Origin of the sequence: Actinopolymorpha cephalotaxi (assembly GCF_013408535.1) — a bacterium.
In the GTDB taxonomy this organism is placed as follows: Bacteria; Actinomycetota; Actinomycetes; order Propionibacteriales; family Actinopolymorphaceae; genus Actinopolymorpha; species Actinopolymorpha cephalotaxi.
Map to the genome: position 1 here is coordinate 2,568,301 of NZ_JACBZA010000001.1, position 14,330 is coordinate 2,582,630.

General features: G+C 72.1%; 14 protein-coding genes. All 14 read right to left on the bottom strand.

Going from position 1 to position 14,330, the window contains the following annotated elements; translation table 11 throughout:
* Window positions 1-19 precede the first annotated feature (19 nt).
* A complete protein-coding gene (gene aroB / locus FHR37_RS11510; RefSeq protein ID WP_092882751.1) occupies window positions 20-1,120 on the bottom strand; it encodes a 3-dehydroquinate synthase in 1,101 nt (366 codons plus the stop codon).
* A complete protein-coding gene (locus FHR37_RS11515; RefSeq protein WP_092882750.1) occupies window positions 1,117-1,650 on the bottom strand; it encodes a shikimate kinase in 534 nt (177 codons plus the stop codon). Before FHR37_RS11515 ends, aroB begins: the two co-directional genes overlap by 4 nt.
* Window positions 1,647-2,825 carry a chorismate synthase gene (gene aroC, locus FHR37_RS11520; RefSeq protein ID WP_092882749.1) on the bottom strand — a complete coding sequence of 393 codons (1,179 nt, stop codon included), beginning with the start codon at window positions 2,823-2,825 and terminating at the stop codon, window positions 1,647-1,649. Before aroC ends, FHR37_RS11515 begins: the two co-directional genes overlap by 4 nt.
* Window positions 2,826-2,855: 30 nt before the next feature.
* Window positions 2,856-3,575, bottom strand: coding sequence for a prepilin peptidase (locus FHR37_RS31480; protein ID WP_092882748.1), 720 nt, complete (start codon window positions 3,573-3,575; stop codon window positions 2,856-2,858).
* 55 nt (window positions 3,576-3,630) lie between these two features.
* Entirely contained in the window at window positions 3,631-4,473 is an 843-nt protein-coding gene (locus tag FHR37_RS11530; protein WP_092882747.1) for a shikimate dehydrogenase, read from the bottom strand.
* A gap of 4 nt (window positions 4,474-4,477) precedes the next feature.
* Complete coding sequence (mltG, locus tag FHR37_RS11535; RefSeq protein ID WP_092882746.1) at window positions 4,478-5,581, bottom strand: endolytic transglycosylase MltG; 1,104 nt, start codon at window positions 5,579-5,581, stop codon at window positions 4,478-4,480.
* Window positions 5,574-6,041: a Holliday junction resolvase RuvX gene (gene ruvX / locus FHR37_RS11540; RefSeq protein WP_092882745.1), complete on the bottom strand. Its 468-nt coding sequence runs from the start codon at window positions 6,039-6,041 to the stop codon at window positions 5,574-5,576. The genes mltG and ruvX overlap by 8 nt, the downstream gene beginning before the upstream one ends.
* A gap of 15 nt (window positions 6,042-6,056) precedes the next feature.
* The gene (alaS, locus tag FHR37_RS11545; protein ID WP_092882744.1) at window positions 6,057-8,735 is read right to left on the bottom strand and encodes an alanine--tRNA ligase; all 2,679 of its coding nucleotides are present in this window, start codon (window positions 8,733-8,735) and stop codon (window positions 6,057-6,059) included.
* Entirely contained in the window at window positions 8,735-9,034 is a 300-nt protein-coding gene (locus FHR37_RS11550; RefSeq protein WP_175542446.1) for a DUF6167 family protein, read from the bottom strand. Before FHR37_RS11550 ends, alaS begins: the two co-directional genes overlap by 1 nt.
* The gene (locus FHR37_RS11555; protein WP_092882743.1) at window positions 9,031-9,450 is read right to left on the bottom strand and encodes a DUF948 domain-containing protein; all 420 of its coding nucleotides are present in this window, start codon (window positions 9,448-9,450) and stop codon (window positions 9,031-9,033) included. Before FHR37_RS11555 ends, FHR37_RS11550 begins: the two co-directional genes overlap by 4 nt.
* 159 nt (window positions 9,451-9,609) lie before the next feature.
* Window positions 9,610-10,908, bottom strand: coding sequence for a replication-associated recombination protein A (locus tag FHR37_RS11560; RefSeq protein WP_237768715.1), 1,299 nt, complete (start codon window positions 10,906-10,908; stop codon window positions 9,610-9,612).
* Between the two features lie 156 nt (window positions 10,909-11,064).
* The gene (locus tag FHR37_RS11565) at window positions 11,065-12,219 is read right to left on the bottom strand and encodes an ABC transporter ATP-binding protein (protein WP_092882742.1); all 1,155 of its coding nucleotides are present in this window, start codon (window positions 12,217-12,219) and stop codon (window positions 11,065-11,067) included.
* A 13-nt stretch (window positions 12,220-12,232) separates the two neighbouring features.
* Window positions 12,233-13,297 (bottom strand): ABC transporter ATP-binding protein, encoded by a 1,065-nt coding sequence (locus FHR37_RS11570; RefSeq protein WP_092882741.1) that lies wholly within the window; start codon window positions 13,295-13,297, stop codon window positions 12,233-12,235.
* Window positions 13,294-14,286 (bottom strand): ABC transporter permease, encoded by a 993-nt coding sequence (locus tag FHR37_RS11575; protein ID WP_092882740.1) that lies wholly within the window; start codon window positions 14,284-14,286, stop codon window positions 13,294-13,296. The genes FHR37_RS11570 and FHR37_RS11575 overlap by 4 nt, the downstream gene beginning before the upstream one ends.
* Window positions 14,287-14,330 lie beyond the last annotated feature (44 nt).

Consider the following 14,330-nt stretch of genomic DNA (forward strand, 5'->3'; position numbering starts at 1 on the left):
AGCCGGGTCTCGCGGGGGTTCAGCCCGCGATCGTGTCGTACGCCGAGCGCATCAGCCCGGTGTCGGGTCCTTCCAGCAGGCCCGGCTTGGCCAGGCCGTCGAGGACGACGAAGCGGACGAGGTCGCCGCGGGCCTTCTTGTCCAGCCGCATCCCGGCCAGCAGGGCCGGCCAGTCGGCGCCGCGGTAGGTGGTCGGCAGCCCGAGCCTGCCCAGCAGGTCCCGGTGCCGGCGCGCGGTGTGCTCGTCCAGGCGCCCGGCGAGCCGGGCGAGTTCGGCGACGTAGACCAGGCCGACCGAGACCGCGGCGCCGTGCCGCCAGCGGTAGTGCTCGGCCCGCTCGATCGCGTGTCCCATGGTGTGCCCGTAGTTGAGCACCTCGCGGCCGATGCCGCCGCCGGCGGTGGCCGAGGTCTCGGTGAGGTCGTCGGCGACGACGCCGGCCTTGATCCGGACCGAGCGTTCGACGAGTTCGGCGGTGAGGTGGCCGGCCGGGTCGGCGGCGGCAGCGGGGTCGGCCTCGATCAGGTCCAGGATCACCGGGTCGGCGATGAACCCGCACTTGACCACCTCGGCCAGGCCGCTCACGTAGTCGGGTGCCGGCAGTGTGCGCAGGGAGGCGAGGTCGCACAGGACGCCGGCCGGCTCGTGGAAGGCGCCGACGAGGTTCTTTCCCTCGGCGGTGTTGATGCCGGTCTTGCCGCCGACGGCCGCGTCGACCATGCCGAGCAACGTGGTCGGCACCTGTACGACCGCCACGCCGCGCAGCCAGGTGGCCGCGACGAACCCGGCGAGGTCGGTGGTCGCTCCCCCGCCGACCCCGACGAGGGCGTCGGACCGGGTGAAGCCCCACTCGCCGAGCGCGGACCAGCAGCGGGCGGCGACCTCCGCGGTCTTGGACTGCTCGGCGTCGGGCACCTGCAGCAGGTAGGCCGTGAAGCCGCGCCCGGTGAGCAGGTCGCGGATCCGCTCGCCGGTGGCGGTCAGCGCCTGCTGGTGCACGACGGCGACCTTGCGTACGCCGTCGCCGAGCAGGGCGGGCAGTTCGTCGAGCACGTTCGTACCGACGACGACGTCGTAGGGCCGGGCGGTGCGTACCGGGATCCGGACGGACTCGGTCACGGCCGGCACTCCCCCGCCGGGCCGGTGCCCGGCAGGGTGCGGAGCACCTCGCCGGCGATGTCGGCGGGCTCGCGCCCGTCGGTGGAGATCACCACCGAGGCGACCTCGCCGTAGAGCGGCCGCCGGGCGTCCATCAGCTGCTTGAGCCGGCCGCGGACGTTGCCGAGCAGCAGCGGCCGGGAGGTGTCCAGGCCGACCCGGCGGGCCGCGTCGGTGAGCGAGACGTCCAGGAACACCACGTGCTGGCTGCACAGGTCGCGGCGGGTGTCGGCGTCCAGGACGGCACCGCCGCCCAGAGCGAGTACGCCGGGATGCTCTGTCAGCGCCCGGCGGACGGCGGCGCGTTCCAGCCGGCGGAACGCCGCCTCGCCCTGGTCGACGAAGAGGTCCGCGATCACCGATCCGGTCTCGGTCTCCACGTCGGTGTCGGTGTCGCGGAACGTCACGCCGAGGAGTTCGGCGACCAGCGTGCCCACGGTGCTCTTGCCGGCTCCGGGCGGGCCGATGAGGACGACCTTGGGCGCGGTCACCGGATGCTCAGCTGGTCGAGGTAGGCGGCGACGTTGCGCCGGGTCTCCGGCACCGAGTCGCCGCCGAACTTCTCGAGTACGGCGTCGGCGACGACCAGCGCCACCATCGCCTCGGCGACCACCCCGGCGGCCGGCACCGCGCACACGTCGGAACGCTGGTGGTGGGCGCGGGCCTCCTCGCCGGTGGCCACGTCGACAGTCCGCAGGGCACGCGGCACGGTGGAGATCGGCTTCATCGCCGCGCGTACCCGCAGCAGCTCACCGGTCGACATGCCGCCCTCGGTCCCGCCGGAGCGGCCGGAGGTGCGGCGCAGGCCGTCGGCACCGCGTTCGATCTCGTCCTGGGCGGCCGACCCCCGGGTCCTGGCCAGCTCGAACCCGTCGCCGACCTCGACCCCCTTGATCGCCTGGATGCCCATCAGCGCGGCCGCGAGCCGGGCGTCCAGCCGCCGGTCCCAGTGCACGTGGCTGCCGAGTCCGGGCGGCAGTCCCCACACGACGACCTCGACGACGCCGCCGAGGGTGTCGCCCTCCTTGTGCGCGGTGTCCACCTCGGCCACCATCGCCTGGCTGGTCGCGGGGTCCAGGCAGCGCACCGGGTCGGCGTCGATCCGCTCCAGGTCACCCGCCGACGGGACGCTGCCCGCCTCGGCGCGCACCGTGCCCAGCTCGACGACGTGGCTGAGCACCGTCGCGTCCAGGGTCTGGCGCAGGAACGCCGTGGCGACCGATCCGAGCGCGACCCGGGCCGCGGTCTCCCGGGCGCTGGCGCGCTCCAGGATCGGGCGGGCCTCGTCGAAGCCGTACTTCTGCATCCCCACCAGGTCGGCGTGCCCGGGACGTGGCCGGGTCAGCGGGGCGTTGCGGGCCAGGCTGGCGAGCTCGTCGGGGTCCACCGGGTCGGCGGCCATCACCTGCTCCCACTTGGGCCACTCGCTGTTGCCGACGCGCACCGCGACCGGCCCGCCGAGCGTGCGGCCGTGCCGGACGCCGCCGAGGAAGTCCAGCTCGTCACGTTCGAACGACATCCGGGCGCCGCGGCCGTAGCCGAGTCGCCGACGGGCCAGCTGGCGGCTGACGTCGTCAGTGGTGATCTGGACGCCTGCCGGCAGTCCTTCGAGAATTGCGACCAGGGCGGGGCCGTGCGACTCGCCCGCGGTGAGCCACCGAAGCATGCCGGAAAGTCTTTCACGGCGCCTGTCGGCTCAGCGCGTGAGGTACCAGCCGAGCACGGGATCGCCGTACATCACCGTGAGCAGGAAACCCGCCAGCAGGAACGGCCCGAACGGGATCGCGGTCTTGCGGTGCGCGCGGCCGGCCACGACCAGGCCGAGGCTCACCAGCCCGCCGAGCACGAATGCGGCGAACGTGCCGACCAGGACGTACGGCAGGCCGAACCATCCCAGGCCGACCCCGAGCACCCCGGCCAGCTTGACGTCACCGAAGCCGAGCCCGGACGGCGTGAGCATCCCCAGCAACGCCAGGAACAGCCACAGGGCCGCCCCGCCGACCAGCGCCCAGGCCAGCCGCGACCAGGCGCCGGTGACCAGCGCCGCGCCGCCGAGCAGCGCCACCACCACGGCGTACGACGGCAGGACCACGGCGTTGGGCAGCAGCCGCACCCGCAGGTCGACGTAGCCGAGCAGGATCCCGGCCACGGCGAGGTAGAGAACGGCCGGCAGGGCCGCGTCGGGTCCCAGCCGCCAGCCCAGCAGTCCCCAGGTCAGGCCGGTCGTGACGGCGGCCACCACCGGCAGCGCCGGCCAGCGGGCGAGCTCGGCGTAGGAGACGGGTTCCTCGCCGTCCGGCTCGTCGTCCAGCCGGGCCGGATCGGGCAGGCGCGCCACCCAGGCCGGCACCAGCGCCCCGGCGGCACCGCCGACCGCGACGCAACCCGCCACGAACGCGATGTCCCATGCCGTCACGGTGACGGAGCCTAGCGGCCGGCGCGGGGTCGCGGCCGGTTGTCCACAGGGGTGGTCAACCGGCCCGGTCGCGCAGGGCCTCCTCGCCGGCGGCGCGCATCGTGGCCACCGGGATCGACGTCTTCCCGGTCATCTGCTCCACCTGCAGCGCGGCCTGGTGGACCAGCAGGTCGAGCCCGCCGACCACCACGCGCCCGGCCCGACCGGCGGCCTCGGCCAGCCGGGTCGGCCACGGGTCGTACAGCGCGTCGAAGACCACCTCGGCCCGCCGGGCGACCTCGGCGGCGACCGGTGCCGCCGCCTCGTCGGGGACGGTGGACACCGCGAGGTCCACCCCCGCCGGCAGGCCGGCCACCGCGTCGTCCCACGCGACGACGCGCAGGTCGACGCCGAGCTCGGCCGCGAGCCGGTGCAGGTCCTGGGCGCGGGCGGGGTCGCGGGCCAGCGCCCACACCCGGCTCGCGTCCATCGCCGCCGCGGCGGCGAGGGCGGAGGAGGCGGTGGCGCCCACACCGACCAGCAGGACCTCGCGGACGGACGTGACGCCGCGCTCGCGCAGTGCCTCGATCACGCCGGGCACGTCGGTGTTCGTGCCGGTACGCCGGCCGCCGGCCAGCAGCACGGTGTTGACCGCGCCGACCAGCCGGGCGGGCTCGGCCACCTCGTCGCACAGCGGGATCACGGCCCGCTTGAGCGGCATGGTCAGGGACAGGCCGCGCCAGGACGCGTCCAGGCCTTCGAGGAAGGCGGGCAGTCCCTCCTCGTCCACCTCGAACGCGTCGTAGCGCCACGGCAGGCCCAGCTCGGCGTACGCCGCGCGGTGCAGCACCGGCGACAACGAGTGCCCGATCGGTGAGCCGAGCACCGCGCAGCGGCGTACGTGCTCCTCGGGTCTCACGGCGTCAGCACCGGTCGGAGTGCGTACGGCACCAGCTCTGGAACTGCCGGACGTACCTCTCGTGCTCGGCGAGCGTGGTGGCGAACTTCGTCTCACCGGTGTCGGGGTTGACGGTCACGAAGTACATCCACGGGCCCTCGGCGGGATGGATCGCCGCCTTCAGCGCCCGCTCACCGGGTGAGTTGATCGGGCCCGGCGGCAGGCCCGCGTGCACGTAGGTGTTGTACGGCGAACGGTTGGCGCGCTCGGCACGAGTGGTCGAGGGGGTGTCGTACCGGTTGATCGCGTAGTGGACGGTCGAGTCCAGCTGCAGCCGCTGGTTCTTCGCCACCCGGTTGTAGATCACCCGGGCGACCTTCGGGAAGTCCGCGGGCCGGCGGGCCTCGGCCTCGACCAGGCTGGCGACCGTGACCACCTGCAGCGGGTCGAAGTCGGACTGCGCGGTGCTGTCGGTCAGGCCGAGCTGCCCGCTCACCTGGCTGTGCCGCCTGGCCATGTCGCTGAGCAGCGAGGCGGCCGTGGTCCCCGGGTCGATGTCGTAGGTCGCGGGGAACAGCATCCCCTCCGGCTTGTCCTTGGCGTACTTCGGCAGCCCCAGCGAGGACGGGTCCTTCAGCGCCTTGTCGAACTCCGACTTCGGGATCTTCGTCTTGTCGGAGAGGATCGACACGATCTGGGAGACGCGCCGGCCCTCGGGCACGGTCACGCGTTCCATGATCCTGGCGTCCGGGTCGAGCAGCAGGCCCAGCGCGTTCTTCGCCGCCATCTGCTCCCGCAGCCGGTAGTAGCCGGGCTGGATCGACAGCGCCCTGGAGTCGTTGCGGGCCGCCCGGGTGAACGCCTCGGCGCTCTTCACCACGTCCTTGCGCTCCAGCGTGTCGGCGATGTCGGTGCTGGACTCCCCCTGCTCGATCTGGACGACGACCTCGCCGTCGCCGGAACCGGAGTAGTCCGGGACGCTGAACACGTCCGACAGCATGGCGCGGCCCTTGACCACCGCGAACGCCCCCAGCCCGCCGATCACCGCGATGGCGAGCAGAACGGCGATACAGCCGCGCCCACGGCGGTGGCGTACGCGGCCGGAGGTCTGGAACCCGAGCTCACTCACTGGCGGTCCTTCTCCTTACGGTCGAGCCCGGCGGCTTTCCGGTGGAACGCTCGGTGTCGAGCGCGTTCTGCAGGATGACCGCTGCCGCTGCCTGGTCGATGCGGTCCCTGGTGCTCTTGGTGGACCGCCCCTGCGCCCGGAACCCCTGCTGTGCACCCACCGTCGACAGGCGTTCGTCGAACAGCCGCACCGGGACCGGTGCGAGCCGTTCGGCGAGCTCACCGGCGAACTCGCGCGCCTTCGCGGCGGCGGGCCCCTCCCGGCCCGACAGCGACACCGGCAGTCCGACGACGACCTCGACCGCCTCCGACTCCTCGGCCAGCGCGGCCAGCCGATCGAAGTCACCCGCGCCGCGCCGGACCGTCTCCACCGGAACGGCCAGAAATCCGGACGGGTCGCATCGTGCCACGCCAATTCGGACGTCGCCAACGTCGACACCCAGCCGTACGCCGCCGCGCATCGTCGCCGTCCGCGCTCAGCTGCTCGTGACCCGGGTGCCGACGGCGTACTCGACCTCGCGGAGGGCCTCGTCGGCCTGACCGGGGTCGGTGCCGCCGCCCTGCGCGACGTCGTCCTTGCCCCCGCCGCCACCGCCGAGCACGCCGGCGGCGATCTTGACCAGTGCGCCGGCCGAGAGCCGCCAGTTGCGGGCCTCGTCGTTGACCGCGACCACGACCGAGGGCCGCCCGCCGCTGGCGCCGACGACGGCGACCACGGCCGGCCGGTCGGACGGCATCCGGCCGCGTACGTCCAGCGCCAGCTTGCGCAGGTCACCGGCCGAGGCGCCGTCCACCCGGTGGGCGACCAGCGCGACCCCGAACACGTCCTTGGGGTTGGCCGCGAGCTGGCCGGCCGCGGCGAGCACCTGCTGCACCCGGATGCGTTCCAGCTCCTTCTCGGCGGTGCGCAGCCGGTCGATGATGCCGGCCACCCGCTCGGGAAGCTCCTCCGGGCGGGCCTTGACCGCCTCGGCGAGCTGACCGAGCAGCACGTGCTCGCGGGCGAGGAAGCGGTAGGCGTCCGCGCCGACCAGTGCCTCGACCCGGCGGATACCGGCGCCGATCGAGGACTCGGTCAGCAGCTTGACCACGCCCAGCTGGCCGGAACGGCCGGCATGCGTGCCGCCGCACAGCTCACGTGCCCAGTCACCGACCGAGATCACCCGCACCACGTCGGGGTACTTCTCGCCGAACAACGCCATCGCGCCGGCCTGGCGCGCGTCGACCAGCGGCATCTCCTCCGCGGTCACCGGCAGGTCGGCGAGCAACAGGTCGTTGACCCGCTCCTCGGCCTCGGCCAGCACGCTCTCCGGCACCGGGCCGGTGGAGGTGAAGTCGAACCGGAACCGGCCGGGGGCGTTCTCCGAGCCCGCCTGCGCGGCGGTCTCCCCGAGCGCCTCCCGGAACGCCTTGTGCACCATGTGGGTCGCGGTGTGCGCGCGAGAGATCGCCCGCCGGCGCTCCACGTCGACCAGCGCCTGTGCGACGGTGCCCGCCACGACCTCGCCCTCGAGCACCTTCGCCTGGTGCACGATCAGGCCCGACAGCGGCGACTGGACGTCGTGCACGACCAGCCGCGCGCCGTTGGCCAGCTCGACCACGCCCTCGTCGGCCAGCTGACCACCGGACTCGGCGTAGAACGGCGTACGGTCCAGCACCAGCTCGACGGTCTCGCCCTCGCGGGCGGAGGTGACCGGCTCACCGCCCACCAGCAGGCCGGCCACGCGGCCTTCCGACCTCACCTCGTCGTACCCGGTGAACTCCACCGAGCGGCCCAGGGTGTCGGCGACCGAGCGGTAGGCGGACAGGTCGGCGTGTGCGGTCTTGCGGGAGGCGGCGTCCTGCTTCGCGCGGGTGCGCTGCTCGGCCATCAGCCGGCGGAAGCCCTCCTCGTCCACCGACAGGCCGCGCTCGGCCGCCATCTCCATGGTGAGGTCGAACGGGAAGCCGTAGGTGTCGTGCAGCTGGAACGCCCTCGCCCCGGCCAGCACCGAACCACCGGACTTGGTGGTCTCGGTCGCCGCGAGGTCGAAGATCTGGGCGCCGGTCTTCAGCGTGCCGAGGAAGGTCTCCTCCTCGGCGTAGACGACCGAGCTGATCCGCTGCCAGTCGGTCTCCAGCTCGGGGTAGGACAGCTTCATCCGCGACTGGCTGACCGGCAGCAGCGCGGGCATCGTCGCCTCGTCGACGCCGAGCAGCCGCATCTGGTTGACGGCCCGGCGGATGATCCGGCGCAGCACGTAGCCGCGTCCCTCGTTGCCGGGCGAGATGCCGTCGCTGACGATCATCAGCGCCGAGCGCACGTGGTCGGCCACGACCCGCAGGCGTACGTCGGTCTGGTGGTCGGCGCCGTAGGAACGTCCGCTCAGCTCCGTCGCGCGGTCGAGGACCGGCCGGATCTCGTCGTTCTCGTAGATGTTGTCCACGCCCTGCAGCAGCGCGGCCATTCGCTCCAGGCCCATGCCGGTGTCGATGTTCTTGGCCGGCAGGTCGCCGAGCAGCTCGTAGCCCTCCTTGGCCGGGCCCTCGCCGCGGATCCACTGCATGAAGACGAGGTTCCAGAACTCCAGGTAGCGGTCCTCGTCGACCTCCGGTCCCCCCTCGGGGCCGTACTCCGGGCCGCGGTCGATGTAGAGCTCGCTGCACGGTCCGCACGGGCCGGGCACGCCCATCGACCACAGGTTGTCGGTCATCCCGCGGCGCACGATGCGGTGCTCGGGCAGCCCGATGAGGTGCTGCCAGATGCCGGCGGCCTCGTCGTCCTCGTGGTAGACGGTCACCCAGATGCGGGACTCCGGCAGGCCGAAGCCGCCGTCGGCGACCGGGCGGGTGATCAGCTCCCAGGCGTACTCGATCGCCTGTTCCTTGAAGTAGTCGCCGAAGGAGAAGTTGCCGTTCATCTGGAAGAACGTGCCGTGCCGGGTGGTCTTGCCGACCTCTTCGATGTCACCGGTGCGCACGCACTTCTGCACGCTGGACGCCCGCGGGTAGGGCGGGTTCTCCTGGCCGAGGAGGTAGGGCTTGAACGGCACCATGCCCGCGTTGACGAACAGCAGGTTGGGGTCGTCGAGCAGCAGGGAGGCCGATGGAACGACGGTGTGGCCGCGCTCCCCGAAGAAGCGCAGGTAGCGCCGGCGAATCTCCGCCGTGTCCATCAGTTTCCGTCCCTCCAGCTCGAGTTCGGGTCACGGGCGAGGCGCGCGGCGGCCTCGGCGTCCAGACCCGCGTGTCCGTTCGGCTCGGGCGCGTCCAGCGCGAGCGCGGTGCGCAGCTCCTGCTCGCGGGCGTCCATGCCGGCCCGGATCTCCTCGCCGAACGCGCGTACGGCGTCGCCGAGCCCGCCCAGCTGCCTGGCCAGGCCCTGGGGGCTGAAGTTCTCCGCCTGCTGGGACAGCTTGCGGACGACGACCACGCCGACGGTGGCGCCCACGACGACCCACACCAATCGCCTCATGCGACGTCGGCCTCCTTACGGCGCCGGCCACCGCGCATCTGCGAACGCACCTGGCGCTCCACGTCGCGGCGGCCGCGGGCGGCGATCGCCCGGCGGACGCCGTAGGAGAAGGCGGCCGCCTTCACCAGCGGGCCGCCGAGCGTGGCCGCGAACAGCGAGCTCATGCCGGCGACGTTGTCGGAGACGGTCTGGACACTCGAGGTGATCGCGTCGACGCGTTCGAGCTGGGCGTTGGTGGTCGTCACCGTCGTGGTGACCTCACCCAGCAAAGGTACGCTCTCGTCGGAGACGCCCCGGACGAGCAGACGGGTCTCGTCCAGCACCTTGCCGAGCTTGAGGATGGGGTAGGCGAGGAGCCCCACGAGCAGCAGCAGCGCCGCGGCCGCGATCAAGCCCGCGATTTCACCGGCAGTCATGGCGACCAAACCTATAACGGTTGACAGCGCGGCGCGCGCCGCCCCTGGCTGCCGTGTCGTGGTGTCGACATGGCACGGTTTGCCCGGAGGTTTCCGCCGGCCCAGGAGTGCGGACGGACGGGCGGTAGGACAGGCCGGTCGCGGGAGCGGCCAGGGCGCTCACTCGTCGCCGGCGAGGATGCGCCGGATCCGCTCCAGGCGCTGTGCCGCGGCACCCTCGGCGCCCCGGTTGGTGGGCTGGTAGTAGGCCCGGCCGGCTATCTCGTCGGGTGCGTACTGCTGGGCGACGATCCCGCGCGGGTCGTCGTGGGCGTAGCGGTAACTGGCGCCGTGGCCGAGCTTCTTGGCCCCGCCGTAGTGCGCGTCGCGCAGGTGCGCCGGCACCCGGCCGATCCGGCCCGAGCGTACGTCGGCCTGGGCCGCCCCGATCGCGGTGACCACGGCGTTGGACTTCGGCGCCAGGGCGAGGTGGATGACGGCCTGGGCGAGGTTGATCGCGGCCTCGGGCAGGCCGACGAACTGGGTGGCCTGGTGCGCGGCCACCGCGACACCGAGTGCCGTCGGGTCGGCCATCCCGATGTCCTCGCTGGCCGAGATGACCAGGCGGCGGGCGACGAAGCGTGGGTCCTCCCCCGCCTCGACCATCCGGGCGAGGTAGTGCAGCGCGGCGTCCACGTCGCTGCCCCGGATCGACTTGATCAGCGCGCTGGCGACGTCGTAGTGCTGGTCGCCGTCGCGGTCGTAGCGGACCGCGGCCCGGTCGACCGCCGTCTCCAGCGTGGCCAGGTCGACCTCGCGGGAGTCCTTGGCCTGCGCGGCGCCGCCGGCGGCCTCGAGGTAGGTCAGCGCGCGCCGGGCGTCGCCGCCGGCCATCCGGACCAGGTGCTCGCGGGCCTGTGGGGCCAGCTCCACCGCGCCGGCCAGTCCGCGCTCGTCGGCCAGTGCCCGGTCCACCAGGTCGCCGATGTCGTCGTCGGACAGCGGCTCCAGCCGTAACAGCAGCGAACGCGACAGCAACGGTGAGATGACGGAGAAGAAGGGGTTCTCGGTGGTCGCGGCGACCAGGGAGATCCAGCGGTTCTCCACGCCGGGCAACAGCGCGTCCTGCTGGGCCTTGTTGAACCGGTGCACCTCGTCGACGAACAGCACCGTCTCCCGGCCCCGGCCGAGGTCGCGGCGGGCCGCGTCGATGACGGTGCGGACCTCCTTCACTCCGGCGGAGACGGCCGAGACCTCCACGAACGCGCGGTTGGTCTGGCGGCTCACGATCGAGGCGATCGTGGTCTTCCCCGAACCGGGCGGTCCCCACAGCAGCAGCGACATCGCCTGGTCGCCCTCGACCATCCGGCGCAGCGGCGCACCCGGCGCCAGGAGCTGGCGCTGGCCCACCAGGTCCTCCAGGCTCCGGGGGCGCATCCGGACGGCCAGCGGCGCCGCCTGGTGGTCGGTGTCGGCCAGGCTCCCCGAGCCACGGGCCGCACCGGCCCCGAAGCCATCGGCGCCGGCACGGCTGCCCGGGCCGTCGGATCCGCCGGCCCGGCCGGACACCTCGAACAACGCCTCGTCGGTCACGGCCACGAGACTATCCGGGACCGCCCTCGTCCTCGCGGGCCGTCAGCGCAGCGACGTGAGGTCCTCCGGGTGGACCTCGCCGTCGCCCTCGGCCGCGGCGGCCGCGGCCACCTGGCTCGCCTGGGCGTCCGCTGCCGTCGGCGGGGCCGCGAAGTGGCAGGCCACCCGGTGCCCGCCGGCGATCTGCACCAGCGGCGGCTCCTGAGTGGCGCAGATCTCCTGCGCCTTCCAGCACCGCGTACGGAACCGGCATCCCGACGGCGGGTCGATCGGGCTGGGCACGTCGCCGAACAACCGGATCCGTTCCCGCCGGCCGCCGATCGCCGCCTGCCCCACGTCGGGCACCGCGGACAGCAGCGCCTGGGTGTAGGGGTGGTGCGGCCGGGAGTACAGCCGCTCCCGGTCGGTGATCTCCACGACCTTCCCGAGGTACATCACCGCGACCCGGGGACAGAAGTGGCGCACCACCGCCAGGTCGTGGGCGATGAACACGAAGGAGATGCCGAACTCCTTCTGCAGGTCCGCCAGCAGGTTGACGACCTGGGCCTGGATCGACACGTCCAGCGCGCTGACCGGCTCGTCGGCCACGATCAGCTTGGGCCGCACCGCCAGGGCCCGGGCGATCCCGATCCGCTGCCGCTGGCCGCCGGAGAACTCGCCCGGATAGCGGTTGTAGTGCTCGGGGTTGAGGCCCACCACCTCGAGGAGTTCCTGCACCCGCGACAGCACCTTGTCGCGGGGAACGATGTCGTGCACGCGCAGCGGCGTGCCGACGATCGAGCCCACGGTGTGCCGGGGGTTCAGCGACGAGTAGGGGTCCTGGAAGATGATCTGGATCTCGCGCCGGTACGGCAGCAGCTTGCGGCCCGACAGCTTGCTGATGTCGGTGCCCTCGAAGCGCACCTCGCCGCTGGTCGGGTCCAGCAGCCTGGTGATCAGCCGGCCGGTCGTCGACTTGCCGCAGCCGGACTCGCCGACCAGGCCGAGCGACTCCCCGCGCCCCAACGTGAACGAGACCCCGTCCACCGCCTGGACCTGGCCGACCACCCGCCGGACCACGCCGGCGGAGCGGACGGGGAAGTGCTTGACGAGGTCGCGTACCTCCAGCAGCGGAGCCGTGGGGTCGCCGACGGGCCCGCGCGCCCTGACGGCCGCGTGCGCCCCCGGCGTGGTCGTCGTAGTGGTGCTTTCGGTCATGACAGCTTCTCCCTCACCCGAGCCGCGGCTGGATCTCTTCGACGAAGATCTCGTCGGGATCCGGTAGGTGGCAGCGCTTCAGGTGGTCGGCCACCCGCCCGCCGGGCCGCAGCTCCGGCAGGGTCGTGACGCACCGGTCGTCGGGCAGCCGGGACGAGTACGGGCAACGCGGGTTGAACGAACACCCGGACGGCAGGTTGATCAGGCTGGGCGGCATCCCCTTGATCGGGTTCAGCCGCTGGTCCGGGTCACCGGTCAGGTGTGGCGCGCTGGACAGCAGCCCCCACGTGTAGGGGTGTTCGGGCCGGGTGAGGATCTGTTTGCCGGTGCCGTACTCCACACAGCGGCCGCCGTACATCACCAGCACGTCGTCGGCGACCTCGGCAACCACGCCGAGGTCGTGGGTGATCAGGATGATCGCCGACCCGAACTCCCGCTGCAGGTCCTGCAGCAGGTCGAGGATCTGCGCCTGCACGGTCACGTCCAGCGCCGTGGTCGGCTCGTCGGCGATCAGCAGCTTGGGGTCGTTGACGAGCGCCATCGCGATCATCGCCCGCTGGCGCATGCCGCCGGAGAACTGGTGCGGGTAGTCGTCGACCCGCCGGGACGCCTGCGGGATGCCCACCCGGTCCAGCATCTCGATCGCCCGCTTGCGGGCCTGGCCCTTGGACGCCTTGTGGTGGGCGAGGTAGGCCTCGGCGATCTGGTCACCGATGCTGAAGAACGGGTGCAGGCTGGACAGCGGGTCCTGGAAGATCATCGAGACGGCGTTGCCGCGGATGCGCCGCATGCGTTCGTCGTCCACGCCGATCAGATCCGTGCCCTGCAGGCGGATGCTGCCGCTGATCTTCGTCCGGCGCCGGTCGTGCAGACCCATGATCGCCATGCTGGACACGCTTTTTCCCGACCCGGACTCGCCGACGATGCCGAGGGTCCGGCCCAGGTGCACGTCGTAGGAGAGTTCTGTGACGGCGTTCACCATGCCGTCCGGGGTCGGGAAGCGGACAGTGAGGTTGTCCACCGCGAGGAACGGCGTGTCGCCGTCCTCGGTGGTCCTGGACTTGTCGTTGGTGGTCATCCGAGTCGCACCCGTGGGTCGAGGAAGCTGTAAACGATGTCGACGACGATGTTGAGCGCCACCAGCAGGAACGACGCGTACAACACCGATCCCATGATGACCGGCAGGTCGCCGTTGCCGAAGGCGTTGAGGGCGATCAGGCCGAGCCCCTGCACGTTGAAGATCTGTTCGGTGAACACCGTGCCGGTGAGCAGGTTGGCCAGGTCGAGGCCGAGGATCGTCACCACCGAGGTCAGGCCGGCACGTAGCGCGTGCTTGAAGTTGACCTTGCGTACGGTGAGTCCCTTGGCTCGCGCGGTCCGGACGAAGTCCTCACCGAGCGCCTCCACCATGGCGGCCCTGGTGTAGCGGGCGTAGCTCGTGGCGTACACCGCGCCGAGCACGACCCACGGCAGCAGCAGACCCTTGAACCAGCCGAGCGGATTCTGCAGTAAGGGTTCGTACCCGCTGCGTGGAAGGACCTGGTACTGGATCGTGAGGTAGATGGCGGCGAGCAGCGCGACGAGGTAGTACGGGAACGACGTCAGCACCATCGACCCGCTGACGAGTGTCTTGTCCCACAGCGTTCCGCGATGAATGGCCGCCAGCGCGCCGGTGGTCACGCCGAACACGGTGAAGATGACCATCGCGCCGAGTGCCACCGAGATCGTGACGGGAATACCCTGCACGATCATCGTGGTGACCGGCTGGTCGGCCACGAACGAGTAACCCAGGCAGGGCACGTCGCACTTCTTCACGAAACCGCCGGAGTGGATCTCCCGCCCGGTGACGATACCGGTGAAGAACTCCGCGAACTGTTCGGGCATCGGCTTGTCCAGCGACAGGCTGCGGCGGATGTCCTGGAGCCGGTCGGGCGTGCAGTTGCGGTTGCCACAGATTGCGTACTCGGGCTGGGACGGCCCGAGGAAGAACAGGAAGAACGACGCGACCATCACCACGAGGATCACGGCGATGCCGGCGACGATCCGTCGCACGATGTATCCGAACATGTTGGCAACCTCGCGGTGACGGACCGAAGGACAGTTGACCGAAC